Source organism: Shewanella sp. 4t3-1-2LB, assembly GCF_017368415.1.
GTDB lineage: Bacteria > Pseudomonadota > Gammaproteobacteria > Enterobacterales > Shewanellaceae > Shewanella > Shewanella fodinae.
The window spans coordinates 19,738-45,482 of record NZ_JAFNJD010000004.1 but is presented as its reverse complement, the minus strand read 5'-3'; the positions used below and the strand labels follow the sequence as shown (position 1 = coordinate 45,482).

The following is a 25,745-nucleotide window of genomic DNA, read 5'->3' as shown; positions in this document are numbered from 1 at the left end:
TTTGCTAATTATTGGATTTTTTTTAGTTGGGTCGACACTGACACCGGATCACAGCATTGAGTCCTGTAAAATGACGCAGATTACGCGCTGAGTTTCTGACGCCGTCAAGTCGTATATCACTTGTTAGTCAGCGCACCTCACGCCAGTTAATAATACGATCGTTGCCCCGATAACGACCAAAGTAGACGCTGGCTCGGGGATCTAGCAACTCACTGTTATTGCCGTTCCAGCCCCAATACCACTTGAGCCAGTCGTGCACCGCTAGCGGTGCCGTGACTTTGCCTTGATAACCACCATCAGCGCGCCACGGCAATTGCAATTCGCCATTGCTGAGTTTGCCGTCGCCTTCACGCTGGATACTCTGGCCGTTCGCCAACGCTGGATCAAAAACATAACCAAGCGCGGCATCAGTTACCTGAGTCTGTAGTGCGGGAGTTACCAGACTACAACTGTCGTCGCTATTCAACTGCCAACTACTGCCGTTCCAATACTGCGCCTGCACCGGCATTAACAATTGCTGGTTTTCCGGCCCATAGGTATTGGCTAACACTATGCGGCCATGACGCATGTCCAGCGTATCCAGTTTCGTTGCTGATAACGTTGGCATATCGTTGACCAACATGGGCACCACGTCAGGATCATCCACCTTTATTCCGACGGGCAGCGCAGGAAACGGCCCATCAACGTTCGTCGGCGCCAATCGCTGAAAACTGAACGTGCCGTTATTGATGATGATCTGCCCTTGATTCCAACTGCCACTAAACGCACTCATTCTGGCCGATAAATCCGTACCGCTATTTTCTGCTTGCCAAGAGGCGATACCCTTGGCGAACTCATCGCGGTAATTAGTTGTTAACTGCGAGGAGGTGTTGACGGCATTCATCACCAGTTTTGTGACATTGATAGGTTGATCCATATAGGTAAAGCTACCACACCCCTCGGTAAGGGTAGCGCTTTCCACCGTAAACGCGGCCGGATAAAATCGGCCGATGCGGGCCTGATTACCCGCAGGGATCTTAAATGCTGAACTCCCTTCATAGGGTAAGTCAGTGGAGGCATCAAAACCAAAAATCCCCACTTCACTGACGCTCTGCTCCACCAAGGTGCCGTCTGTGCCTATTTGCTGGCGGAACTGCTTGGTTCCTAATTCTCCGGGATTACCGTTTGTCGGGGCCAACAGCTCGTGCGCCATGGTGATACCATTCATAGCAAAGGAGGGCGTATCTGGGTTATCGCAGATGTCTGGATCATTGTCAGCGCTCCAGGCTTTGGCCTTCACCTGTAAATTGAAAGACTCACCGGCCTTTTTATACGCGCTGCAGCCTGCATAACTGTTAGCACTGCACTTAATTTCATCTTGGGGGGCAACGCATAAACCCACCGGAAAGCTGACAAAACTGCCAGCGCCATTCATCACCAGCCCTTGGTCATTACTACTAGTAGCGCCGATGTAACGGGCATCAAGTTCGACTTTACCAGCGTCCGCATAATTCACATCAATGCTGGCTTGTCCGTGACTGTCAAACGCCAACGCCAAGGACTTGGCCTGATTTTCGCCATTACCGATATTCGTCCAACTGGTTTGTCCCGAAGCTCTTAGCTGTACGTTATAAGGGTCTGCAATAACGTCGGAAATGTACTGACTCCAGAAACCCACCTGCCGGGTCACATTGGCAAACGCAGGCACACATTGAGCACTACCATCACTTTTGACAGCCTTAAGTAAAATACTACTTACTGGCTTTCCAGCTAACTTGTCAGGGAGCGACAGCATAAAACCGCTGTCGGCAAAATTGAGCGTACACGCCGCGCTGCTCGCGGCACCACTGCCATTACGGCATAACGTCTGACTAAAGGCTTTGGTCAATGGATCTGATCCCTGCACCCCAACCGTGACATTACCCACTTGGGTATGCGCTAGGTCAACCGAGGTGCTCCCCCCACTGAAACTCACCACATTACCCCCAATCCAGCCGCCCACACTGGTATCGGTTGGGGTTAAGGTAGCGCTCACCGCGCCAGTATACAGCGTACTACAGTCTGCATTCATACAGGCTTTGAGCGTTAACGTTTGTGGGTTACAGGTCAGCGGCGTGCCTGAATAATCAAACTCGAAATGATCGATAAGCGTGTCAACTGGTGAGGATTTCAGCGCACAGATCTGTAAGTTATCCATCTCATGAATATTGGTGACACTACCGGTAGAGCCAGTCAAAGACAGCAAAAAATTATCTGGGGCAGCACTTTGTCCTGACTGTGAATTGACGTTAAACGAATCAATCAACGTGCTGTAACCACTACCGGTATTGCGTTCAACTTTAACCACGGACCCGCCAGCAACTCGCGAGTCGATAGTAATACGATAGCGATAATTGCCATTACTGTTGCCATCGATGGCAGGAGACAGGCAGTTAGTATCCTTTTTATCAGCGCCATTGTTACAAGTACCGCGCAGGTAGCGATAACCAGAGGTGCCACTACCGGAACCGCGGATCACCACCGACTGCCGACGCGACCCCACATTGGTTGAACCGCCTTCGGCCGAGTAATTGCCGTATTCATCCAGACCAATCCCGAGCCAACCGCCCGCAAAACCGGGAATTCCCGGTTTAAAGCCATACCCCAGCGGCCCACCAAAAGCACCGGGTTGTGGTGTCACTCGCGCATCAGACACCACCACCGCCATCCCATCGGCACCACTACCACCATAGGCATAGTGATTAAATTCAATGGTGACCAGATTGTCATCGCCAGGAAATAGCCGTTGGTAGGTGGCTGAAGTTGCTTGGTTGGTAACACTTTGTGTTAAACGCAATCGGCCATTCACAATCGAGGGGGTGAAATTGCCGCTACTGCGAGCGGCAACCCAATCGTCACTTAACGCATTACCAGAGAAATTATCGGAAAAACAGTTTAACGGTGGACTGGGCCGATAATCTTGATCATTAATCTTTGACGAAGAACTCATGAACAACGATCCGGTTGTGACTCGCCCATTAACGGTAGAATTACTATGCAGCCGTAACTCTCCATCGGTATACAGATAACCATTGAACAAGCTATCGCCAGTCAACTGAAAATCGCCATAACTCACTAACAGAACAAAACCGTCAGCCGCCGCATTGACTACGCCGCTATTAAGCTGCCCACCATTAACAAACAAGCGAGCATCGCCTTTGATGACAATGTTTCCATTGTTATTGATCTGCAATGAATCAATCCAGTAGTCGCCACTGCTGAAAGTGACTGTGGCACCACCACCAATAGACAGACTATTGAGACGATATTCGTTTTGTTGCGCAGAAAAATCTAAATTACAGCGGCTATAAAGACTGATGTTACCGTATTGTGTATTGCCATAGCTGCCTAACGTTATTGCATCACCATCACGGCAATAACCTATAGAACCACCACGTTGGTTACTATATTTAAAAGCGTTATTTCCATTCAGTGGTAAACGCTCAACCGCACTACCATTAGTACTACAGTAATGACGAGCCCCCGTGGCAGTATCACAACCGTCGCTGGGCATACCAGAACCCGCATTAGAAGAGCAAAAAGCTAACGCCGCCCCACCGCTGCCGCTAATCTTACTATTGTTATATTGGGCAAACTGCGGATAAGGAATCCCCCAATGACACGACTGATTATCCCACACACCCTGAGCTACTGCCGGGAAATAAACATCGGTATCAATAGCATCAAATGCCAGTGCCGAGGTGTTTAACCATCCCCACAATAGTAAGCAACTCAGTACTCTATTCACGGGCTTCTACCTCTACACTACGGCTGACGCGCAGGCATTGCCGACCATCAGCGCCCGCATCACAGTTACCGGTTTCACATACCGCAGTGCTGCGCACAACATATTGTGTCACGCCAGCAGCGCTTTGGCTGGTGCAGTTAAGTGACACACTACAACCGTGAAAGCCAGTCGCATCTGGTGGCGTCCAAACAGAACTCGACGCACATGTCGCGACACTGCCATTGAGGGGGAATAACTGTGCCAAGGCGGCATCAGCACCACTATTGGCCGCCGCGAATGCTCGCAAACTCCACACTTCCAGATTCACATCGTCATCGGCATTGTTGCCGATTCGGGTCAAAGCCAACGCCAGTATCGACATAACCACAATCACAAAAATGGCAATCACCAAGGCACTGCCCTGTTGTCGACGTTGCGGGATGGAGTACAGACTAGGGCACATTAAACACCTGCACCTGGTGCTGATAAGTAAATGATTCGCCTAGAATACTGAATCTAGGGCGTAACTGTACAATGGCATTATTGGTCAGGCTCGGAGGTGTCAACGCTAGCGGTAACTCCGCGACAAAATCATTACTGAGATCTTCCGCCATCAACACGCCGGTCACGGCTGGCGGCAAAGGCTGTGACGCCTGATAACCATAATTGCCGTAACGGCGGATCTGACCACTGGCAAAGAAACAATAACTCACAGGTTGCCAAGCGGCATACCAGCGACGGCCAGGAGACGCTTCAGCAAAGGCAACTGAACTATCAAACACGATTTCAGTGGTATCACCTGTGGTGGAGGCGTTCTTGATATTATAACGTTTATGATTGGCAACCGTATAAACATCGGCGGTTGACAGCGGATACACCAGCAATTGCATGCCACTTTGCAGCGCAGTCTGCGGCGTGAAAACCTGCATACGATCCGCCATCGTATCTGGGGCCATCGGCAAAGCCAGATAACTACCGGAGACACTGACTGGCAAAAACTCCACACATTGCAGATTGCCACTATCGGCCAAGCGGACGCTCCCCGGCACAGCATTTTGTAATTCACGGGTGAGCCGGCTCATGACAAAACGGCTGCTGCCAATAATGCGATCTGCCGCACTGGAGTCCATAAAAATCCGGGTGCCAAAGATAATAAAACTACTGGCACCCACCACTAAGATGCCAAGAATAATAATCACCGTGACCAGTTCCACTAGCGTAAATCCTAGTTGCCGACGCATCAGTAGTTACTCCTGAGCGCATTAAACTGGATAACCTCACCCGCTGGCGTCTTTACCTTTACCGTGATCAACTTGGTGTTGGCCTTATTCCCTTTCTCGACGGTAACAAGCAGTTTATAATCGGGGTAAACAGCCGCATAAGTCTGGCTGCTGTTGAGCATCTCGGCACTTTCTTTGAGGTCGTTATAGTCATCAACATCATCATAGTCATTACGATTTTCGCCATCAGATCCGAAAACAGTAGAACAGCTTATCCCATCATTGCTACCACACGCAGGCACACCACCAAAACCACTGTTTTCATCATAGGCTTTACCCCAGATTTCATTCAGGACTGAACCTGCCAGTTCGCTGGCCCGCACCCGTTGTAATGTTGCTGCAGCGCGGTCACTCTGGGGAAATAGCACGCTAGTCAGCAGCACAATGGCTATGCTCAACACCAACATGCCGATCACTAGCTCAATCAAAGTGAAACCTTGCCGCTCAGCCCTCATGGATATAGCCCTCAGACTCAATGGCAATCCCCAGCGCTTCATCAGCTATCACCTGCAAGCAGGCGCCGTTACAGCTCAGACTTCCGGGAAAAAAGATACTACGACCATCACTATCAAACTGGATGGAAAATGTCGGATTACTGTGAAATTCAATGTGTGAATAGCGAGGGAAAGATTTTGTGTTACCGTTAGCGGGCACTGGAGTTTCATCGGTGGCGTCACTGAAAAGCAGCGTACTACAATCGCTTTGCAGATGATCGACCCGATAACCGGTGTCATTAACCAACAGCCGATAACAACGATCGGGATTGTTCACAGCAAGCATCTGCACCCGCCGTAATTCACTGATAAATTGCTGCCGCACAGCATAGGCGCTGAATGAACCAGCGCCGATAAACTTAGGCAGTACGACCACCGACAAAATTGCCAGCAGCAGGATGGTGACTACCAACTCAACTAGTGTGAAGCCCTTAAAATCAGCAGCATTTCTTGCACTGTCAAGACCATCGTCTAAAGCTGGCATTCTGATAATCTGTAATGGCAAGGCCTAAAATTAACACCCGCTGTCAGTAACAGTAATGACAGGCTGAGAAGTAGAGGTTGCTTGCTCATAAGTGATATAACAATTAGCTGGAGCACCATTTTGTTTCAACGTCAGACTAGCAGGAGTCGAGGTACTATTTTCGGTGACAATCCAGTCAGCTTTGGGATCTGTTACGGTTGAAGCATCTAGTTTAATATCCATTCCGCTTTCTAAAGCATTTTCAGTTGCCACCATGTAGCCGTAAATGGTTGAAACATTGACAGTTGATGTTCCATTACCAATATCTATATTTGTAGCCGAAGATGCAGTTTCTTGGCCCGCCAACGCTGCCTTTGAATACACGAGAGAGTTAGCACCCTGAATGGCGCCTTTTAATCCCTGCAATGCGGAGACACGGGCATCTGACTGCAGATTAATAAACTTAGGCGCAGCTACTACTGCTAAAATGCCCAGAATGATGATCACCACTACCAGTTCGATCAGTGTAAAACCTTGTTGCTTTCTCATATAAAAACATCCCTTAAGCGTTTGTAATAAATGTTAGTTGGTAAAACTCAATACCTGACCGGTACCCGGATTATAGGTAATGCCTTTGGCACCAGAGGTGTTCAAATCCGGAGTCGGACTGGGAACCCCTGTCGCTTGATCAAGCGCCAGTGACGACACTTGATAAAACACACATAAGTCCAGATTATCCACTACCGTGCCATTGATAGCGGTAGCGCTGCCACCTGAACCACTGATAACCTGCACCACATAGCGCTGCGCTTTGGCATCCTGATTCACACGCACATTCTTAGGAGCGCTTTGCAGTACGGTGTTAAAAACTTCCTGGCAACTGGTGTTAGTCATGCCGGTCGCCGAGGTATTCGTTAAACCGGTGGGGTAACCAAAACGCGTATCCAGCGCCACCGTAGTACCGTCCAATGTGACATTACTGTTATTACGACCATCCACTTCCCATTGCGAACGCACAAAAGCTACCGCGGTAGCAAGGCCTCCGGTTACGCCTTCAAGGCTAGCGTTTTCCGCATCGTCGGTCACATTGAGAAACCTGGGGATGGCAGTTGCCGCCAATAGTCCCAAAATGACAATGACGATCACCAGTTCAATCAATGAAAAACCCTGTACGTTTCGTTTCATCTAACACTCCTCTCATCAGGAAAGTCGATCTTAACCACTATATGATTATTTGCATCAATGTTCTGCTTTCGCTGTCAAAAAAATGACTTTCCCGTCACGCAACTGATAGCGGATACTTGGCCCAGAACTGCTCTGATAATCGCATACCTGAGCGTCAACCTGATAACGCACCACGATACCGACCTGCGTGGCCGAGGCTCCCGACAACTGTTGCCAGAGTTGCTGGCAACCGGATGCATCAAAGGTTGGTGGCAGCGGCCAGCCACCTTTATCCATTAGCAACGCATCTTGCTGATGACTATCCGACAGTTGCCAATCTGCCAGTAAAGTCACGGGTTTACCTTGGTTCAGCCACTGTGAGCGCACCATTGCCAACACATTCAGCACACGGTTGTACTCAACCTGCAAACTGTTGTCGGCTACCTGTTGCAAGCCATTAAAATAGCGCACGCCGATAATTCCCAGCAATAACAGCAGCAATAATAAGGCGATTAGCTGACGGTACACCGACATCAAGCTATCATCAGCACCGCGCTGCTGTGCCATTACCGGCCTCCTTTAACCACACTGAGCATATCCCACATCGGTAGGTAGATCCCGAGTGCTAGCACCAGCACAATAGCGGCAACAAAACCTATCAGAATCGGCTCCAGCTTGGCGGTGAGGTTCTTCAAATCGAAATCCACTTCACCTTCGTAAAAATCTGCGGCGTCATTGAGCAGTTGGTTTATCTGCCCGGTTTCTTCCCCCACGGCCACCATTTGCAACACCAGTGGTGTAAACAGGTGGCTGGCCTTGGATACCCGCAGCATTGACTCTCCCGCCTCAATACCTCGGCGCATATCAACAATCTTGTCGTGCATGTAGCTGTTATCAACTGCGTCGGCCACGAGGCTCAACGCCTGCGTCATGGGCACGCCAGCGCTCAGCATCATGGCAAAGCTACGGCAGTAACGCGCCAGAGTGGAACGTTCGATAATCGATCCTACAGCGGGAATATGCAGTTTCCACTGATCCCATTGTTTCTCGCCTTTCTCGGTGCGATGCCAATAGCGGATCCCCACCACAGTCAATAACAAGGCAAACAACATCAGTGGCCAGTAATGCACAAACAGGTTAGAAGTTCCGATCAGAATACGCGTGGGCAATGGCAGTTCGGCGTGAAAACGGGCAAACATATCGGCAAATTTAGGGATCACCATAATATTGAGGATCACCAAAGCCAAAGCGACGGCTATCAACACAAAAGTGGGGTAACGCATGGCTGATTTAATCCGCCGCCGCGTTTCCTGTTCCCGCTCAAGATACACCGACAATTGTATAAAGGCGTCTTCCAGCTTGCCGGTGTTTTCGCCAACATGCACCATCGATACAAACAAAGCATCAAACACATCAGGGTGATGATTCATCGCCGATGACAGGGTATGACCGGCGGTGAGTTGTTCCGACACATCCTGCAGCGCTTCTCTCATCCGCTGCGAGTGGGTGGTTTCCGACAACCCGGCAATAGCGCGTAATATCGGAATGCCACTGCGGGTCAGCGAGTACATTTGTCGGGTAAAAATCTGCAGTTCATCCAACCGAACCTTGCGCCTTAGCAGGCTGGATAAATCCAACTGTTGCCGTTGTTTTATTGCGCGCAATTGCAGTGGAATAACCGCCCTTGCCAGCAGTTGGTCGGCCGCCGCGCTCTCGGATGTCGCCTCCAATGTGCCACTGACAGCCAGTCCTTTACCATCGCGTCCGCGATATTCATAGAGCGCCATCAGCGAACCTCATCCCGAGCTTGTAGATCCTGCGACAAAGCTTGGGGACTTTCAGAGACATCCTCCACCAGCTTGGCGACTTCTTCGATAGTGGTTAAGCCCTGCTGCAGATAGTTCAACGCCGACACCAGTATTGGGGTAAACAGGGGGCTCGCTTTAGCGGCCTCAGCAAATGCCTGCGGGTTACCCATCCGCATGGCATCAATCATGGCTTCGTCCAGTTCCAGCAGTTCAAATACGCCGATACGACCGCGATAGCCAGTACCAGCACAGCTCTGGCACCCCGTGCCCACGCGAAATGTGGCTTGACTGAAGTCCTGCTGGCTAACACTCGCTAGCCAGGCGCGTTCCTGGGTAGTAGGTTGATAAGGTACGCCACAGTTTTTACACACCCGGCGTACCAGTCGCTGGGCAATAATGACCCGTAATGCGCTGGCCACTAAATAACTGGCGGCCCCCATATCCAGCAAGCGCAATGCGCTGGTAATCGCGTCGTTAGTATGTAGGGTGGACAGTACCAAGTGACCAGTCAGCGCCCCACGCAGACCGATTTCCACGGTTTCGCGGTCACGCATTTCCCCCACCATGATGATATCCGGGTCCTGACGTAATGTAGTGCGCAGTACGTTGGAGAAATCGAGGCCAATCTTATGGTTAACTTGTACCTGATTGATACGGGGCAACTGATATTCCACCGGATCTTCCACCGTGATGATCTTGCTCTCGGCTTTGTTCAGTTCGCTAAGAATACCGTACAGCGTAGTGGTTTTACCGCTACCGGTCGGGCCGGTTACCAACAACATGCCATGAGGCCGTTTGATCTGCCGCCGTACCCGGTTAAGAATGTAAGATGGCATCCCGGTTTCATTTAGCGTCAGTAGTCCAGCGGATTGATCTAACAGACGCATCACCACCGATTCACCGTGGTAAATGGGCATGGTCGACATACGCACGTCGATTTGATGGCCCTTCACTTCGATATGAAAACGGCCATCCTGCGGCAAACGTTTTTCGGAAATATCCAGCCCGGCCATTAACTTAAGACGCAACACCAGTGCCGAAGCGATATTGACTTCTTTGAGCACAGTTTCCTGCAACAAGCCATCCACTCGCTGGCGGATACGCAGCGATTTATCGCCAGGCTCGATGTGAATATCCGACGCCCTAACTTGCACCGCATCTTCAAAAATGGTCTGTAACAGCCTGACGACTGTGGTTTCATTGTCACTGTCGCCCTGGGTCAGACTAGCAAGGTCAAACTGCTCATCGGCGGCATATTCCTCTTCCAGTTGCCCGGCCATCTCGGCTATATGGCCGGTAAGGCGATAGAGGTTATCAAACGCATCAAATAGCTGTTGTTCCTTCACGACCACCAGCTCAAGTCGGCGCGGCGCCAGCAGCATTTCCAGTTCATCTAATGCCTGCAAATCAGCGGGATCGCTCATAGCGACTTGCACACTGTCGTTACTGGCACTCACCACCAACGCCCGGAAACGGCGCGCCTGCGCCTCTGTCAGCAGGTTGACCACTTCGGCAGGGATCGCCCGGCGACTGATATCGACCAAAGGGATATTCAACTGCTGCGACAAGAACTGCAGCAATTGATCCTCGGTAATGTAGGCCATATCAATCAGTGTTCGCCCGAGTTTACGCCCGGTTTTTTTCTGCTCAGCCAGTGCGTTGTGCAACTGCTGTTCTGAGATGATCTGTTCCTGAACCAACAGGTCACCAAGGCGCATTTTCAGCTTAGGCTTCACTGACGGTCTCCTATCTGGGCAATTCGGTTTTCAATATATGCTCGGGCATTCAATGACAGATTATCTCGTTGCAGTGCCTGACGGTAAGAGGCCAGCGCTGCGGGGTAGTCACCGGCAGCATCTTGCGCATGTGCCAACCCCATCCACCAGCGGCCATCATTGTCAGCAGATGCAATCAACCGCTGGTAGCTCTGTTGCACCAAGGTCCAGTTGCTGTCTTGCTGCCCCAGTTTTGCCAGGGTCAGCCATTTATCGGTGGCCAACTCTGAGCCATCAGCAATATGTTGCAAACTGGCCTGCGCCGCAGCGGACTTGCCCTGCGCCAGTTGTACTCGCCCAAGCAGCAGCCAGAACTGCTGCTGTGAGGGATAATTATTTATCCCGAGTTGCAACAAAGCCGCAGCTTCGGTTAACTGTCCCGCGCCATAGTACAGCGCTGCTAACTGCTTACGCGCCGAATGCAAGGCCGGATAGAGTTCCAGCGCTCGTTGCATTGCCGCCGCAGCCGCAGTGAGGTCGCCATTTTGCTGCGCATTCATTCCTGCCTGATATTGCCGCTGTGCCAGTTGCTCTGGCGTCAGTTTTACTTCGGAGATCTCCATTTTGCCGGAGGGCTGCGCGGTTGCCATGTTGGGCGCTGGCTCTGGTTGCGCAACGGCTTGCTTAGGTTCAATAGCGCTCTTGGCATTAAATGATGCGTTATTGTTCACATCTTTAGCCGTTGTGTGAATAGATGTCTCAGCGTTAACAGCTGGTGCGTCTGCAGCGACTGTCACTGGCGTTGATACTGGAGATGCAACCGCTAACGGCGGCGCTGATTCCTCATCAGCATGCGTCGTAAGCTTCGGTTGCGGCGTGGTGGCCTCAGGTGCAGCAGCAGTGGGCAACGATGCGGCTACTTGGTTGTCTGCGGTTTTAGGCATAGCGACAGTTGTTGAGGCCGAGGATGGCGCTGTTACTGTGTCAGTCTTTCCGACTAAAGGCGCTTGAGTTGTGCCTGCCTCATGGTTGCGGTTGAATACCGACCAGCCATAAAATCCAGCGGCAACCAACAGTGCTCCGGCCAGTAATCCTAACAACAGCAGTTGCCAGGATGCCAAGCGCCGGGCCTGGGCCTGCGTATTCTGCGGCACACCAGACAAGGCATGCGGCTGTTGGCGCTGGTCGAGATCTTTCAGCATCTGATTGACAACACTCACCAGAATACTCCTTTAAAATATGTCGCCGCGGCCACTAGGAGAAGTAATAATGAACCCGCCCACAACCAGCGCAAGCTGGCAAGCGGTGACGCATCTTCGGTATCGGCAACCGCTGCCTGCAACTGTTTATTCGTCACCGTGGCAAGTCCCGCACCATAGCTCAGCAACAATGCTTTATGGGCAAGAATGTTAATCAGTCGTGGGATGCCGCGTGACGACTTCGCCAACTTTTTCACGGCGGCGGCACTGAACAGTGGCGCACCTTGATAACCCGATACCGCCAAACGGTGTCGCAGATATGCCCCGACCTCAGCGCTGCAAAGCGGCCGCAACTGATAACTAAAGGTGATGCGCTGCCGCAGTTGGCGAAATCGCTCTTGTGCCAAGCGCTGATCCAGTTCTGGCTGTCCAAACAACACCACTTGCACCAACTTGCGCTGTTCGGTTTCCAGATTAGTAAACAATCGCAATGCTTCTAGGCTATCATCGGGTAGCGCCTGCGCTTCATCCAGCACCAGCACAATCTGCTTACCCTGAGCACTCAGCGTTAGCAACTGCTGCTGAATAAGCCCAGTCAAATGCTGCTGATCTCGCACTGACTCCAGCAAAATACCCAGCTCCTGTGCAACAGCCGCTCGCAGCTCTGCAGGTGTCAGGTAGGGGTTCGGCAACCAGGCACAGACAAACTGCTCTGACAGTTCATTAAGCAGTTTACGGCAGATAAGCGTCTTGCCAGTGCCGACTTCACCAGTGACTTTGATAAAACCTTCGCCAGTTTGTAAAGCGACCTGCAGCACTTGCAACGCCTCCACATGAGGCGGCAATCCGAAAAAAAATTCAGTGTTCGGCGTCAATGCAAACGGCATGCTGCGCATACCAAAGTGCTGCAGATACATGGCACCTCTGGCCTGTTAGTTACTCTGCGGATACCAACGATCCAGCAGCGATTGTGAGCGTTTCAATTCCTGTGTCCAAGTATCGCCTTCCACGACTGTCGGTTTCAGCAGGATAACCAACTCGGTTTTCTGCACCGCTTTAACCTTGTTAGTGAAAAGTTGTCCTAAAAGGGGCACATCGCCCAATAACGGCACTTTGGACACTTGCTCGGAAGTATCACTTTTCATCAGTCCACCAATCACCACTACATCACCGGATCTAGCGCGGATAACCGTATCAGACTCACGAATTTCGCTTTGAGCAAGCGGAACATCAATGGTATCTGCCCCTACTTGAATGGACTTTTGCTGATCCTGAACATTGGTGACAGATGGATGTACATGCAGTAGCACATTACCGACATCATCAATCTGCGGTGTCACGTCCAGCGCAATACCTGAGAAGAACGGCGTTAACTGCACGTCTGGAGTGGTTGTTGAGGTGGCGGAACTGGCAACCGTGGTAGAAGATACATTGGTGACGTAATATTCGTCGGTACCGACTTTAATCACCGCCTTTTGATTATTGGAGGCGGTAACTCGTGGGCTGGATAACACATCCACGTCCCCCTGTGTATCGAGCAAGCTGATCAGCGCGGAAAAATCGGACCCAGTTAATGCCAGAGAGGTCACGCCGCCCAACGACTGGCTGATAGTGTTGCCAATCTGCCCTGGGCTGGTATTGAAGCGTACTTGGGTATTACCGTGCGCTAAAGCGCTGCCGAGCACATTTTGCCACTGAATGCCTTGTTGGTAACCATCAGACAGACGCACTTCCAGAATCTTGGCTTCCAGAATCACTTGGCGCTGCAGATGATCTTCCGATTGTTTAAGGAAATTGTGGATCTGTCGCAATTCATCCGGATAAGCTCGCACCGTTACCAATCCCGCCTGCGGGCTGACAACGACACTGCGGCCATCACCTGATTTACCGATAATCGCTTCCAGGGTTTTCTGCAACTGCGCCCAAAAATCCGTTTTAGTTTTAGAACTGATAAACGTGCCGTTGGATGTATTGTTCTGGTTATTGTTATAACCGCCGTTGTTATTACCCGAATTGCTGCCAGAACTGTTACCGTTACTGCCAAACATATTATTGTTATTGGAATTACGGTTGTTATTATTGTTGTTGCTATCACTAATGCGGCCAGAACTGACCGAAGTCAGCGACAAGCCGACCCGTTCCATATCCAAATAATTCATCGGGAAGGTTTCGGTGCGCATCCCCGCAGGATACACCCGTAAAACTTTACCATCGCGACTGATTTCATAGCCGTAGATATCCTGCACCACTTTCAGTACTTCGCTGAGCGTCACTCCTTTCAACGATAGCGAAATCGTACCGCTGACATTAGGATGCACCGCAACACTGAGCGGTGTGCCTTCAACCAAGCTAGCAAAGAATACTTTGGCATCGACATCGTGCGCAGCCACGTTAAAACGACGTTCAGCCGCCACTGGCGCTGCAAGGCCGCCAAGCAAATTATTGCCGGTCAATTCCTGCTGGAGCTGCTGTGGCAAAGGCGCAGCAGGCGGCACAGATTTAGCGGTAGCGGGTTGTAACGAGTCCCGCAGAGCCGAGCGTGAAGCTTCTGGCGCCTGACGCGTGGTCTGGCAAGCCACCAGCGTTACAGCAAGCAAAGGCGCGATAAAAATAAGTTTGCTCATGCGTTATCTCTTCTTATTTGGCTCGGTTATTTTTTCGAACAGACGCAACCTACGGCCATCTGCCAGTACCACTTCATTGGCCCCAATATGACGGATTGCCGTACCCTGCAATCGCTCGCCAGCGCGATATAACTGATTATTAATAATGGCGTTAGCACCTGAGGGCCCTTGAATAATACTGTTTAACACCAGCGGGGCGTCAGCATCCTTACGGTTAGCATCCACGGCTACCATACCGGCAGGTGGCATAGTGGGGTCACGCAAACTGGTCGCGTAACTGGGCGCTGGCAGCATTAACAACACCAGCACAACAACATTAATGAGATGCCACACTGATAAAATCCTTATTAATGCTGACGGTGTATAACGCCAGTTTAATGCTGGCTTCGGGGAACTGCTGCACTTGGTAATCCAGACTTTGCCAATACAGTTTCTCCGGCATGTTTTCTACCGTACGGATAAATTTCAGTACTGAAAAATAGTCACCCTTAAATGTCAGGCTAATGCCATGGCTATAGAGGTTCATCTGGCCCTGGCTATCGCTCTTATCCCCCACCACTAACAGAGGCGTTGGCGCAATAGAGTGAAACTCTTGTAACTTTACCCCTGGACTCTGTCGCAGCAGTTTGGTCAGTAACGCTGGCATCCGCTCGGCGGGGATGAGATCAACGGTCTCGCTGTTCAGCTGTTGATCCAGCAGCGCAATCTGTTGCTGCAAGGTGTCAATCTGCTTGAGTAATGACTGATTAGGATCCTGCGCTAACCGTTGCTGCATCAAGGCAATCTGCTCACTATTGCCTTTGCTTAGATTTTCAGCCGATTGCAGCTGTTGCTGCTGGCGCTGATACTGCAACCATACGGACTCTAGCGGCAGGTACAGCAACACAGCGACCAGCAGCCAACAAACACCGGCCACCATTACCCGCTCACGCCGGGATAATTGGTCAAATTTCGCCGCAACATTACCGAAAGCACTCATTGTTTTTCTGCCTCCGGTGCCGCCGTGGTCAGCCGAAATGCCAGCGGTGGTTGCTCTCCGCGATTCATGGTCATAGAAGCGAACGCCTTGCCTTTAAAACTGTCGGTATTCCCCAGACGCACGACCCAATTCGGAACATTTTCCGGTTTCAGGGTATAGCCCTCAAACAATAAGCTTTCAGGTGCTAAACGGATATGGGATAACCAGACACTGCCATCCGCTACTGCCGCTAATTCCTGCAACATGTTGGTAAATCCAGAAGACTTGAACTGCTCGCGCTTGGTCAATTCATTCAGCAACAACGTTTTTAACTGCTGCTCCTGAGTCATTTGGCTCACTTTTGCCTGTAGTGTCGCCGCCGGCTGATGTTTAGCCAACGCCTGTTGTAAGCTATCTTTTTGCTGTTCCAGCGCGTTATTCTGTTGTTGCACGGTTTGCAGTCGCTGGTTGATTTGCTGCTGTTGCCACCAGATTGAAATCAAGATCCCGCCGCCCAACAACAGCAGTACCAGCGATATTATTATGGTTCTGGCAAAGCTCAACCGCAGTTTTGCGGGCAGTAATTCTGCACTAAATAGATTGACTCGGGTTTTACTCATGCGCGACCCCGTTGCCATTCGCTAAAGGCTAACTCCGCCATTTTGGCACCGACTTGGTCACAGTCCACAACCTTTACCGGCTGATTAAAATTAACGGCTACCGCTTTGGCCAAGGCGTCAGTTTCCCCTTGTACCAACAAATCAATGCTAGCGACCGGTGGTTGTCGCAGTTGGCTTTCAAAGAAATCCATCGAACGCTGGATCTCTAGGCTCAGGTTATCTGCCACCCCCAAACGCAATGCCTCAACACCGACTGTATCCAGTTCACGAAAACCACGAATACGCCGATGCATGCAAAGTTCTCCGCCCCGCACCACGGTCAGCAAGACTTCTTCCCCAGGGACATGACTGATAACCAGTCTTGCATGTGATTCATCGGCAAACAGGTTAGTTGGCATCAGCTCTTCGACAGAGATACCGGCAAAGTTCATACCCGCGGCATCGGCACTTTGTACGATAGTGGTCAACTCGGTTTTATCGGTGATCACCACTTGCAACTTGTTGCTGTTAGCGAGTGGCGACTCAAAATAATCCAGATGGATGTTCTGTGGCGGCATTGCCACCATATCTTTAACAGACCAGAGCAGCGCTTGAGGGATTTCTTCTGGTGGCACGGCGGGTTTATCGGCAATAACCAGTTGATAATATGTCGGGCAGAGGACCAACTGCATGGCTGCTGGCCCGAGTTCGGCTGCAAGCGAGTGAAACAGTGACGACCAATTTTGGCTGTGAGGGTAACAAGCGCTATACGGAGCAGTAGCAGTTCCTGAGCGGTATACCCACAACGCTTCGGTTCCCAGAAAAATCCCGGTGGGCGCAGCCGCCTGGCGAGGTTTTATAAAAGGCATTTTTAGTAGTCGTTTATTTGCCATATCAACAATCGGTTCCACATCCTGTAAAAATCGCTTTGCGGGACTTAAATTTCTGGTTCAATGCGATTTGACGGCGTCAATAAAATGTCACAGCGTTGCCATTCTACACACTAATTTTTTCATTTTATAAGGAATATTTACGTAAACCCTGCGACAGCGCAAGCCCAGCGAAATATTTAGGTCCCAGAAGCAATTTCTGGATCGGCAAACCAAGGGCCCTGCGCCGCGCAAACACCCAACACCCGCAACGTCTGCCACTCTTCAAACTGTTCAACCCCTTCAGCAATCACTTCTACATCAGTTTGATGCAAACCACCCAATAAACTGCGGATGAAGAGCTGATTTTCCGCACGCAGGTGAATCTGTTTGATCAGCGAACGATGTAACTTCAGCAAAGCGAACCGACCTTCAGTGATGTACTGGCTGCTAACCACTTGCAGCCCTACATGATCTACGCATAAACGCGCCCCCATTTTGCGGATCAGTCGTAGCTTAGGCTGCAACTCCTGTTGGCAACCGCTGGCAACCGCCTCATCTACTTCAAAGATCAGTCGCGGGGCCAAATCCCGATGTTCTAACAACAGGGTACGCAACCACCGCATAAAGTCGTTGTTCATCAGCGTATCTTCCGAGAGATTGACGCTAAAAACTGCATCTGGTTTGGCGTTGGGTAACAACTCATAGACCACTCTCTCTAGCGTCTGCCGCTCAATCTGCGGCAGCAGACCGCATTTTGCCGCCATTGGCAAAAATAGCGTTGCTCGCACTAATGAGCCATTCGGCTCTTTGGCTCGGGTAAAAATCTCCTGATGGTGCAACTTGCCGTCAGCATCAAAAACCGGTTGTGCAAACGCCACAAAGCGTCGCTGCGCTAGCGCCAGTTCCAAGAAGCTACGCCAGCGCACGGAACCGCGAGCAAATTCGGCATCAACGGCGCCTTTGTCATACATAAACCAGGAGTTAACTCCCTGAATTTGGGCGGCTCTGAGCGCCATTTCGGCTTCTTCTAGCAACTGCTGCTGGTTATCGCCGAGCTTGAAATATGCGCCGCCAAGATGACAACTGTTACTACGGTTTGCTAACTCGTGTGGCAGCAGGTTGGCACACAGCTTGATCAATTTGGCCGCTAACTGCTCCGCTTCTGCCAAACTGATCTGCGTCACCACAATGGCCAGTTGATTGTAGCTGCGACGGGCAAACACACTGTTAGCCTGATGATGTAATAACCGACTGATGTGGGCCACATTGAGGTTGAGATAATCGCCCATCTGGTCTTGACCACCGAGTGGCTCCAGCTCTTCAAACTCCAGCAACAGTATGACGCCATGCGCCATCATGCCTTGTGCGTTACTTAACGCATTAAGACGGTTGTCTAAAAACAGGCGATTACCGATGTGGGTTTCGTGATCAAGAAAAGTATTACTGCGAATAAAGTTATCAAAGCGAGCGCGCTCTTTGCGGGCATCAGCCAGTTCGTCCAGAATCTTACTCAATGCCCGATTAATAAAGCGTGGATGGCTGACACTTCGGAGGTTTCGGGCTTGCGAATAGCGACCTTTGAGGATCAATCGACAACGTTCGGCAACCGTTTCCATACCTTGCAACTGTTGCGAGAACCAAAGATATCCGAGTCGTAACAGCGTGAGGACAACCAATAGTGTTATCAGCAATAACCACCAATCACTGACCGAGAGAGAATAATGATACAGCGGCGAGCGCAGCCGCAACTCAGCATAAATGTTACGCTTATCATCCAACAACAGTCGAATGCTGCGCTGAGCGTCATCAGCATGGACCCCCAGAAATTGCTGCAGCAATTGCGTCCCTTGCCATATCCGCACTTCGGAGACATCGGCAAGCGCTAACAAAGGTGGCAACCAGTTGTCGCTCAGGGTTGTTAACTGACCGTCCCGATAATGTTGCAGCAACTGCTGCTGTATAATAGTTATCTGTTGTTGTTGCTGCTGACTGGCAATGCGCCAGTAACCCGCAAAAATAAAGACCAAACCGATAAGCAACAGCGCCAGCACTGACCACAACCAGAAGCGGGTCAGTCGGGTTGTCAGCAAACGGGGAAGATTCATGGTCTGGCGTTCCTGCCGTTGAAAATGAGACATCCAGCCACAACAGTGCAATTGATGCAAACTGTAGTGCCACTCGGTTGATTATTAAGCTGAATTAACCAAATGGCAACCACATAAGCGCTTGAAAGACAGGCCGCAAGTGCAAAATAAGCCACTGCAGCCAAAAATATCAGAGCAGATAATCAGCAGGTAATTCATTCACCTGAGCACTTCCAGACGCAATCGCGGCCTTAGCAACCGCACGAGCCACCCGCGGCAATAGCCGCGGATCCATCGGCTTTGGCAGCACATATTCCGGCCCGAAACTCAATGAACTAACATCTGGATATGCGGCCAGCACTTCTGCCGGAACAGCTTCCCGTGCCAAGCTCGCAATAGCGTGCACTGCGGCTAGTTTCATCTCATCGTTGATACGCCGCGCTCTGACATCCAACGCGCCCCGGAAGATAAAGGGAAAACACAACACATTGTTGACCTGATTAGGGTAATCGCTGCGGCCAGTGCCCATGATCAGATCTTTACGCACCGCATGTGCCAATTCCGGTTTAATCTCTGGATCTGGATTTGAACAAGCGAAGACAATTGGCCGCTCTGCCATCAGCTCAATATCCTCGGCACTCAACACATTAGCGCCGGAAACCCCCAGAAATACATCCGCCCCTTGAATCACATCACGCAAGGTGCGCTTGTCCGTATTATTGGCAAACAGTGACTTATATTCATTGAGATCGGTGCGGCGGGTATGGATAACGCCTTTACGGTCAAGCATGTAAATGTTTTCCCGCAAGGCACCACATTTGACCAACAGCGACATACACGCCACAGCGGCCGCACCTGCGCCCATACACACAAACACGGCTTGCGAGATCTGCTTGCCTTGGATCTCCAGCGCGTTAAGCATACCAGCGGCAGTCACAATAGCGGTGCCATGCTGATCATCGTGGAACACCGGAATGTTACAACGCTTAATCAGTTCCTGTTCTATTTCAAAACACTCTGGCGCTTTGATATCTTCCAGATTGATGCCACCAAAAGTGTCAGCAATGGCCTCAACCGTATTAATAAAATCTTCATTGGTACGATGTTTTACTTCAATATCAGTGGCATCAATATTGGCAAATCTTTTGAATAACAGCGCCTTGCCTTCCATTACGGGTTTGGCGGCCAGCGGTCCGAGATTTCCTAGCCCCAAGATGGCCGTGCCATTAGTAATCACCGCCACAGTGTTGCCTTTATTGGTATAACGGTAAGCATCAGCAGCATCGGCGGCGATTTCTCGCACGGGTTCAGCCACGCCAGGGCTGTAAGCTAATGCCAGATCCAAACTGGTACTGGCTGCTTTAGTCAGGGCAACGGCGGTTTTTCCGGGAACGGGGAACTGGTGGTAATCAAGTGCTTTTTGACGTAAATCGCTCATGGTGGAATCCTGATACAGGGCAAAATATTCTAATAATTATCGCGAACCGATACGGTAAGGCTGAAGCGTCGGAACGCAGGGAAATAGAGGGCTGCAAAGATACTTGAAAGCTTAGGTGAATAAAACAACTTATGAATTTTTTTTACTCTAAAAATAATCATTTATCTAAAAAACTTCAGGCCATATTTAGCCCTGAAAATGATAAGAGAAGCTGGGTTCCAAGAATGTATTAAAACAACATATAACCCACTCAAAAAATGTTTTTCAGTGGCAATATTGCCACCAGATTTAATTAAATTACTTGTGACCGATACTGACTGACATTTTGCCTCACCAGGAGGTTTGACCAGCCAGGCCACACCTGTCGAGGATATGATTTACCGTTAAGTCCACATAACAGATCTGTCGGCAACCCCATTTCGAAACCGCTATAACTAATAATTGCAAAGCAACCATCTTGACCCGTCTACGCTCATCAGTGATTGCATCGAAGGTCTAAATAAGTGTTTTCAATACCAGATCACAGAGGCCATTCCCAACGTCGACACGCATAAACCCATCCATGGTGCTCCACCACGTCATCCCTGACGCGGAGGGTCGACTTATCGGAATAACCTCTATTCTTCGGGTGAAGCGCCATTAGGAACAGCTATTGAGGGAGGGTGTTAAAGCCACAAACTGTTTGAGCAGAATGTTGGTTCGCACTGTCGTAAATGAAGCGCCAACAAGAGACCTCCGTTAAGCCTGTTGTTAATGCCACTCAGACTCACGTGAAACGCCACTGAAATATAGCGAAAGCAGCATGTACCAGCCCCATTGCGAGCTTTGCGCTAAGCTCACGGGAGTGTCTAAGTGCCTCCTCGCGGCTCGTTAAACAAACAGACAACGAGACCAAAATATTATATTCAGATCAATATATTAAGTTAAAAACCCCCAATACCATGCAGGTTTTCCAACATTTGGATTTGACAATATACTACCATAAAAGCACTATTTAGCGCTATATAGCACTTAAATTAATGCAATGTTATGCCTTTACCCACAGAACAATACCTGTCCGTACCCATTCCAGAATCTCTTTATTTGGCATTGGCCCAGCACTACCCTACAGGGGTAGCTTCCAACATTGTCAGAATTCTAAGTGAGCACTTAGCCAACAAAGATGAGCATTATCGACAGGAATACAATAATGAGGGCAGCTTTCAATGGGCACAACTCACGCTGCCGCACAAAACGCAGCTACGTACCAAATACTATGGCAAGTATCTGGTCGCCGATATCATCAATGGTAAGCTTATCTGGAACAGCAAAAGCTATCTTTCTGTGAGTGAACTCATCAATACCATGCGTGGCGGTACCCGCAATAATGCTTGGCGCTGCACTGAGATAAAGTATCCCAACGACAGCAACTGGTTGCTGGCCGACCGTCTAAGACACAGTGAAACCAAACGCTTCTTATCTGATGCGCTGTAGAGGCTTTTGCGGCAATAGCTTGGTTAACGATCGATAGATTTTGGGGCAGCCAAAGGTGACTTGAAAGCCAATGCACGTGGAGTGCAAAACGAAAAACTGGCTTATAGATACAACAAGGGCCGTAAACCTTACGGTTACAGCCCTTGAATCAGCTTGCCAAGCGCATGATCTGCGCCGTGCTGGTCGTATTATTTTTTGCCCAACATGCCGAAGCGTTTGTTGAACTTTTCAATACGTCCGCCAGTATCAACAACTTTCTGAGTACCGGTGTAGAATGGGTGACAAGCACCACATACGTCCAAGTGCAGATCTCTACCTGCAGTGGAATGAACTTTGATCACGTTACCGCAAGTGCAGGTAGCAGTGATTTCTGCATAGTCAGGATGGATACCTGGTTTCATTTGGGATTACCTCAATAAAAGGCCATGTCGCTCTTCCAACCCGAAGTCGGACACCACATGCGGTTATACATAGTTTCAGGGCGCAGAATGGTACAGTAACTGCGCACTAATGGCAATAGCTTACAATGAAGCCTCAAATTTTTCCTTCGCTAAATTCTTGTCTGTATATGACTGCCATTGCTCAGGTTGCGGGCAATGCAACTGTGCATCACTTCGCAGATTTCCAGGCTTCCCTTTCACGAAAGCTTTAGGGTTAGCCTCCATAATCGCTAAGGCAGCAGCATATACATGGGTATGCCACTGTTTTGCATAACGACTGGCCAGATGCCATAGCGTTTCCGTGCCATGATAATCCAGCAAACACTGAGTAGGGGCAGAAGCCGTCGCTGCCGGGTTATGGCTTGCGGAAGCTGGCTTTATTGGTGCTGGCACTTGGTCTGGGACAGTTGCAGCACTGGTTTTGACCGGATAAGTGCTTGCTGGAATTGGCTTAATTGGCGCAGGTGCGGCAACAACTGTCGTTGGCACTTGCTCTGGTGCCGTTACGTTAGCGGATTTGATCGGGTTACGATACATTGAAAAACGTGCAGGATCTGGAGGGTTCCCCACCGGCACTGATTTGGCGAACAAGGGTAGTTGGTTGATTTCCTGCCATTGATCGGTTTGATACAACTGCACCAACAATAAGGCGTTGGCGTCTGTCACTTCGTCCAGTCCCATCAGCAACAACATATAATTGTTAATCTGTTGCACCATCAGTTTTTCTTCGCCACTCTTTTGCCGCAAAATAAATTGCATACGATCGGGGTCTGTCGGCGCGGCAACGATATTAACCTTAATTAACGGCAGCTTGCCTAAATCAAACAACCGCTGATTAATACTGACATGGGTAACGTCAGCCTGCGCTAGAGGTATCAGCAATAATCCAAACAGGCTGCCGCTGAAATACCCCAGCCACTGGTGCCAACGCATTGCTTCTCGTCTTTCCATGCTGCCTTCCCCTGTAACTAATTCACATTGCTGATTTATTTTAGAATATTCGGCACAGGACTGGCTCTGCTGTGTCAGCCTGAGTACACTGGCCGTCATGTCACTATCACTCAGTCCCGAGCACCATGCCGCAGTTTGCTGAAGTTGCTTTGCCCGTACCGATGCGGCAGAACTTCACCTACCAGATCCCAACCAATCTTGCCTGGCCGCTGGAAGTCGGTATGCGGGTGCGCGTCCCGTTTGGTCGGCAACAACTGATTGGCTTAGTGGTCAACATCAGCGACGAATGCGCATTACCACCACAACAGTTAAAAGCCATCAATGTGGTGCTGGACAGTTCACCATTATTGTCAGAACCACTGTATAAACTCACCTTGTGGGCGGCAAGATATTATTTATGCAGCCAAGGGCAAATGCTGACCCAGGCCTTACCCGTCGCGCTGCGTAAAGGCGCCAGCGCTGCACCAGAATTTATCAGTTACTACGCGCTCACCGATAAAGGGGCGGCGGCAACGTTGGCGAGTCTCAAACGTTCGCCTGCACAGCAAAAAATATTGCAGCAACTGCAACAAGGCGAACTGACCACCGAAGAAGTACAGGTACTGGAACTCAGTAAAACCGCCATCAAGGCGTTAAAAGATAAAGGCTGGATTGGGCTTTATGAGCGGCCGTTAGTTGCCGACCGCCACTGGCGTGAACAGTTGGAACTGGGTGAGCAGCCGCTTAAACTCAACAAACAACAGGCGGTAGCGGTAGCCGCGCTGACCGCACAAACTGGCTATCAATGTTCGCTGCTAGAAGGCATTACCGGTTCTGGTAAAACCGAAGTTTATCTGTCGTTACTAGAAACGGTACTAAAACAGGGCAAACAGGCGCTTATCCTGGTGCCGGAAATCGGCCTGACACCGCAAACCATCAATCGTTTTAAACGCCGCTTTAAAGTCACCATTGCGGTGATCCATTCCGGGCTGACCGATAAGCAGCGGTTAGACGCCTGGCGACAGGCACGCTGTGGTGAAGCGGCGATTATCATCGGCACCCGTTCCGCCTTGTTCACCCCCATGATGTGGCCGGGCGTGATCATTCTCGATGAAGAACATGACGCCAGTTTCAAACAGCAGGAAGGCGTGGGTTATCACGCACGCGATCTGGCGGTGATGCGCGGCCATCTAGAAGATATTCCAGTGGTACTCGGCAGCGCCACGCCGTCACTGGAAACGCTGCACAACGCCCTTAATGGTCGTTATGCCCATCTGCAATTAGGAGAACGTGCTGGCGGCGCGCTAAAAGTGCGGCAAGGGATCATCGATATCCGCAATCTGCCGCTGCGTGCCGGGATGTCGCAACCACTGCTGAACGAAATGCGCTTACACCTGCAAGCGGGCAATCAGGTGTTATTGTTTCTCAACCGTCGCGGTTTTGCACCGGCGCTTATCTGCCACGAATGCGGTTACCTGCATGAGTGTGACCGCTGCGATGCCTTTTTTACCGTGCATCAAGCGCTTGGTGAGATCCGCTGCCACCACTGCGGCAACCAGTACGCGATTCCGCGCCAATGCCATCACTGCGGCAGTACCATGTTGCAGGGGCAAGGCATTGGCACTGAACAGTTGGAAGCCATGCTGACCAAAGAATTCCCCGACTATCCAGTGGTGCGAATTGACCGCGATACCACCAGCCGTAAAGGTTCGCTGGAAAAACAGTTGGCGGCCATCCACCGCGGGGAATATAAGATTCTGGTGGGCACCCAGATGCTCGCCAAAGGGCACCATTTCCCCGACGTCACCTTGGTCGGATTACTGGATGTGGATGGTGCGCTGTTCAGTGCCGACTTCCGTGCCCCGGAACGTTTTGGCCAACTTTATACTCAGGTCGCCGGCCGCGCGGGGCGAGCGAGTAAACCCGGCACGGTATTGCTGCAAACCCATCAGAGCGACAATCCGCTACTCAAAGATCTGCTGCACCGCGGTTATGGCGAATTTGCTCGCAGCCAACTTGCCGAACGGCAGCAGGCATTGTTGCCACCGGCATGGCATATGATCCTGATAAAAGCCGAGGCGCATCAGGCCAGCGACGCCGACACGTTCCTAGCAGAGTTTGCCGCGTTATTACCGCAGGATAATGCGTTTGAGGTAATTGGCCCGATGCCAGCTCCACTGGATCGCAAAGCCGGGAAATTCCGGCGGCAACTGCTGGTTCAAGCCGCCGACCGCAAGCGTTTGCAACAAGTATTTGAACAGCTATTGCCGCAAGCGGAAGCGCTAACCAGCGGCAAACGCTGCCGCTGGAGTTTGGATCGCGACCCGCAAGATCTGCTGTAATCACGCCATGATCCAGCGCGACTAACAGAAAACCGCACCACAAAAATGGCCGCAAGCATAGCAATCTTCCTGCCATAACGGCTAGAATGTGCGGTTATTCGTTATCAACCCTATTTT

General features: G+C 50.6%; 23 protein-coding genes. 2 read left to right on the top strand and 21 right to left on the bottom strand.

Going from position 1 to position 25,745, the window contains the following annotated elements; translation table 11 throughout:
* Nucleotides 1-127 precede the first annotated feature (127 nt).
* The 19 genes from J3L11_RS03110 to J3L11_RS03020 form a co-directional block, all read right to left on the bottom strand.
* Nucleotides 128-3,766 carry a DUF6701 domain-containing protein gene (locus J3L11_RS03110; protein ID WP_207569971.1) on the bottom strand — a complete coding sequence of 1,213 codons (3,639 nt, stop codon included), beginning with the start codon at nt 3,764-3,766 and terminating at the stop codon, nt 128-130.
* Nucleotides 3,759-4,208, bottom strand: a complete 450-nt coding sequence (locus J3L11_RS03105) for an MSHA biogenesis protein MshP (RefSeq protein WP_207569970.1) — start codon at nt 4,206-4,208, stop codon at nt 3,759-3,761. The genes J3L11_RS03110 and J3L11_RS03105 overlap by 8 nt, the downstream gene beginning before the upstream one ends.
* Nucleotides 4,198-4,986, bottom strand: a complete 789-nt coding sequence (locus tag J3L11_RS03100) for a prepilin-type N-terminal cleavage/methylation domain-containing protein (protein WP_207569969.1) — start codon at nt 4,984-4,986, stop codon at nt 4,198-4,200. The genes J3L11_RS03105 and J3L11_RS03100 overlap by 11 nt, the downstream gene beginning before the upstream one ends.
* Nucleotides 4,986-5,522, bottom strand: a complete 537-nt coding sequence (locus J3L11_RS03095; RefSeq protein ID WP_207569968.1) for a type II secretion system protein — start codon at nt 5,520-5,522, stop codon at nt 4,986-4,988. Before J3L11_RS03095 ends, J3L11_RS03100 begins: the two co-directional genes overlap by 1 nt.
* Nucleotides 5,470-6,003: a prepilin-type N-terminal cleavage/methylation domain-containing protein gene (locus tag J3L11_RS03090; RefSeq protein WP_207569967.1), complete on the bottom strand. Its 534-nt coding sequence runs from the start codon at nt 6,001-6,003 to the stop codon at nt 5,470-5,472. The genes J3L11_RS03095 and J3L11_RS03090 overlap by 53 nt, the downstream gene beginning before the upstream one ends.
* Nucleotides 6,004-6,033: 30 nt before the next feature.
* Nucleotides 6,034-6,531: a prepilin-type N-terminal cleavage/methylation domain-containing protein gene (locus J3L11_RS03085; RefSeq protein WP_133038457.1), complete on the bottom strand. Its 498-nt coding sequence runs from the start codon at nt 6,529-6,531 to the stop codon at nt 6,034-6,036.
* Nucleotides 6,532-6,564: 33 nt separating this feature from the next.
* Nucleotides 6,565-7,167 carry a prepilin-type N-terminal cleavage/methylation domain-containing protein gene (locus tag J3L11_RS03080; protein ID WP_207569966.1) on the bottom strand — a complete coding sequence of 201 codons (603 nt, stop codon included), beginning with the start codon at nt 7,165-7,167 and terminating at the stop codon, nt 6,565-6,567.
* 54 nt (nt 7,168-7,221) lie between these two features.
* Complete coding sequence (locus J3L11_RS03075) at nt 7,222-7,713, bottom strand: MSHA biogenesis protein MshF (protein ID WP_207569965.1); 492 nt, start codon at nt 7,711-7,713, stop codon at nt 7,222-7,224.
* Nucleotides 7,713-8,933, bottom strand: a complete 1,221-nt coding sequence (locus J3L11_RS03070) for a type II secretion system F family protein (RefSeq protein ID WP_207569964.1) — start codon at nt 8,931-8,933, stop codon at nt 7,713-7,715. The genes J3L11_RS03075 and J3L11_RS03070 overlap by 1 nt, the downstream gene beginning before the upstream one ends.
* The gene (locus J3L11_RS03065; protein WP_347566491.1) at nt 8,933-10,690 is read right to left on the bottom strand and encodes an ATPase, T2SS/T4P/T4SS family; all 1,758 of its coding nucleotides are present in this window, start codon (nt 10,688-10,690) and stop codon (nt 8,933-8,935) included. Before J3L11_RS03065 ends, J3L11_RS03070 begins: the two co-directional genes overlap by 1 nt.
* Nucleotides 10,687-11,889 (bottom strand): tetratricopeptide repeat protein, encoded by a 1,203-nt coding sequence (locus J3L11_RS19635; protein ID WP_207569963.1) that lies wholly within the window; start codon nt 11,887-11,889, stop codon nt 10,687-10,689. Before J3L11_RS19635 ends, J3L11_RS03065 begins: the two co-directional genes overlap by 4 nt.
* The gene (locus tag J3L11_RS03055) at nt 11,886-12,785 is read right to left on the bottom strand and encodes an AAA family ATPase (RefSeq protein WP_207569962.1); all 900 of its coding nucleotides are present in this window, start codon (nt 12,783-12,785) and stop codon (nt 11,886-11,888) included. The genes J3L11_RS19635 and J3L11_RS03055 overlap by 4 nt, the downstream gene beginning before the upstream one ends.
* A gap of 15 nt (nt 12,786-12,800) precedes the next feature.
* A complete protein-coding gene (gene mshL, locus J3L11_RS03050) occupies nt 12,801-14,492 on the bottom strand; it encodes a pilus (MSHA type) biogenesis protein MshL (RefSeq protein WP_207569961.1) in 1,692 nt (563 codons plus the stop codon).
* 3 nt (nt 14,493-14,495) lie between these two features.
* Nucleotides 14,496-14,825: an MSHA biogenesis protein MshK gene (locus tag J3L11_RS03045; protein WP_133038449.1), complete on the bottom strand. Its 330-nt coding sequence runs from the start codon at nt 14,823-14,825 to the stop codon at nt 14,496-14,498.
* Complete coding sequence (locus tag J3L11_RS03040) at nt 14,809-15,471, bottom strand: MSHA biogenesis protein MshJ (protein ID WP_133038448.1); 663 nt, start codon at nt 15,469-15,471, stop codon at nt 14,809-14,811. The genes J3L11_RS03045 and J3L11_RS03040 overlap by 17 nt, the downstream gene beginning before the upstream one ends.
* Nucleotides 15,468-16,070 (bottom strand): PilN domain-containing protein, encoded by a 603-nt coding sequence (locus tag J3L11_RS03035; RefSeq protein WP_165900090.1) that lies wholly within the window; start codon nt 16,068-16,070, stop codon nt 15,468-15,470. Before J3L11_RS03035 ends, J3L11_RS03040 begins: the two co-directional genes overlap by 4 nt.
* Nucleotides 16,067-16,942: an MSHA biogenesis protein MshI gene (locus tag J3L11_RS03030; protein ID WP_133038446.1), complete on the bottom strand. Its 876-nt coding sequence runs from the start codon at nt 16,940-16,942 to the stop codon at nt 16,067-16,069. The genes J3L11_RS03035 and J3L11_RS03030 overlap by 4 nt, the downstream gene beginning before the upstream one ends.
* Nucleotides 16,943-17,118: 176 nt before the next feature.
* Nucleotides 17,119-19,026, bottom strand: coding sequence for an RNase E specificity factor CsrD (gene csrD / locus J3L11_RS03025; RefSeq protein ID WP_207569960.1), 1,908 nt, complete (start codon nt 19,024-19,026; stop codon nt 17,119-17,121).
* Nucleotides 19,027-19,195: 169 nt separating this feature from the next.
* Entirely contained in the window at nt 19,196-20,443 is a 1,248-nt protein-coding gene (locus J3L11_RS03020) for a malic enzyme-like NAD(P)-binding protein (RefSeq protein ID WP_207569959.1), read from the bottom strand.
* A 1,029-nt stretch (nt 20,444-21,472) separates the two neighbouring features.
* On the opposite strand from J3L11_RS03020, the gene J3L11_RS03015 reads away from it, so the two are divergent.
* Nucleotides 21,473-21,916 (top strand): hypothetical protein, encoded by a 444-nt coding sequence (locus J3L11_RS03015; protein ID WP_207569958.1) that lies wholly within the window; start codon nt 21,473-21,475, stop codon nt 21,914-21,916.
* Nucleotides 21,917-22,104: 188 nt separating this feature from the next.
* Here the strand turns inward: J3L11_RS03015 and rpmE are convergent, their stop codons facing one another.
* Entirely contained in the window at nt 22,105-22,317 is a 213-nt protein-coding gene (gene rpmE, locus J3L11_RS03010) for a 50S ribosomal protein L31 (protein ID WP_133038442.1), read from the bottom strand.
* A gap of 120 nt (nt 22,318-22,437) precedes the next feature.
* On the bottom strand, nt 22,438-23,307 hold the full coding sequence (locus J3L11_RS03005; protein ID WP_207569957.1) for a hypothetical protein: 870 nt from the start codon (nt 23,305-23,307) through the stop codon (nt 22,438-22,440).
* A gap of 125 nt (nt 23,308-23,432) precedes the next feature.
* Here J3L11_RS03005 and priA point away from each other — a divergent pair, with 125 nt between their 5' ends.
* On the top strand, nt 23,433-25,628 hold the full coding sequence (gene priA, locus J3L11_RS03000; protein WP_207569956.1) for a primosomal protein N': 2,196 nt from the start codon (nt 23,433-23,435) through the stop codon (nt 25,626-25,628).
* Nucleotides 25,629-25,745: the final 117 nt, after the last annotated feature.

Excerpts from the sequence above, each read along its gene's own strand:
- J3L11_RS03055 (WP_207569962.1), bottom strand. The coding sequence starts at position 12,785 with ATGTATCTGCAGCACTTTGGTATGCGCAGCATGCCGTTTGCATTGACG.
- J3L11_RS03100 (WP_207569969.1), bottom strand. The coding sequence starts at position 4,986 with ATGCGTCGGCAACTAGGATTTACGCTAGTGGAACTGGTCACGGTGATT.
- J3L11_RS03075 (WP_207569965.1), bottom strand. The coding sequence starts at position 7,713 with ATGGCACAGCAGCGCGGTGCTGATGATAGCTTGATGTCGGTGTACCGT.
- J3L11_RS03085 (WP_133038457.1), bottom strand. The coding sequence starts at position 6,531 with ATGAGAAAGCAACAAGGTTTTACACTGATCGAACTGGTAGTGGTGATC.
- J3L11_RS03035 (WP_165900090.1), bottom strand. The coding sequence starts at position 16,070 with ATGAGTAAAACCCGAGTCAATCTATTTAGTGCAGAATTACTGCCCGCA.
- J3L11_RS03080 (WP_207569966.1), bottom strand. The coding sequence starts at position 7,167 with ATGAAACGAAACGTACAGGGTTTTTCATTGATTGAACTGGTGATCGTC.
- rpmE (WP_133038442.1), bottom strand. The coding sequence starts at position 22,317 with ATGAAACCAGGTATCCATCCTGACTATGCAGAAATCACTGCTACCTGC.
- J3L11_RS03105 (WP_207569970.1), bottom strand. The coding sequence starts at position 4,208 with ATGTGCCCTAGTCTGTACTCCATCCCGCAACGTCGACAACAGGGCAGT.
- J3L11_RS03015 (WP_207569958.1), top strand. The coding sequence starts at position 21,473 with ATGCCTTTACCCACAGAACAATACCTGTCCGTACCCATTCCAGAATCT.
- priA (WP_207569956.1), top strand. The coding sequence starts at position 23,433 with ATGCCGCAGTTTGCTGAAGTTGCTTTGCCCGTACCGATGCGGCAGAAC.
- J3L11_RS03020 (WP_207569959.1), bottom strand. The coding sequence starts at position 20,443 with ATGAGCGATTTACGTCAAAAAGCACTTGATTACCACCAGTTCCCCGTT.
- J3L11_RS03030 (WP_133038446.1), bottom strand. The coding sequence starts at position 16,942 with ATGGCAAATAAACGACTACTAAAAATGCCTTTTATAAAACCTCGCCAG.
- mshL (WP_207569961.1), bottom strand. The coding sequence starts at position 14,492 with ATGAGCAAACTTATTTTTATCGCGCCTTTGCTTGCTGTAACGCTGGTG.
- J3L11_RS03005 (WP_207569957.1), bottom strand. The coding sequence starts at position 23,307 with ATGGAAAGACGAGAAGCAATGCGTTGGCACCAGTGGCTGGGGTATTTC.
- J3L11_RS03095 (WP_207569968.1), bottom strand. The coding sequence starts at position 5,522 with ATGAAGCGCTGGGGATTGCCATTGAGTCTGAGGGCTATATCCATGAGG.
- J3L11_RS03040 (WP_133038448.1), bottom strand. The coding sequence starts at position 15,471 with ATGAGTGCTTTCGGTAATGTTGCGGCGAAATTTGACCAATTATCCCGG.
- csrD (WP_207569960.1), bottom strand. The coding sequence starts at position 19,026 with ATGAATCTTCCCCGTTTGCTGACAACCCGACTGACCCGCTTCTGGTTG.
- J3L11_RS03070 (WP_207569964.1), bottom strand. The coding sequence starts at position 8,933 with ATGGCGCTCTATGAATATCGCGGACGCGATGGTAAAGGACTGGCTGTC.
- J3L11_RS03090 (WP_207569967.1), bottom strand. The coding sequence starts at position 6,003 with ATGCCAGCTTTAGACGATGGTCTTGACAGTGCAAGAAATGCTGCTGAT.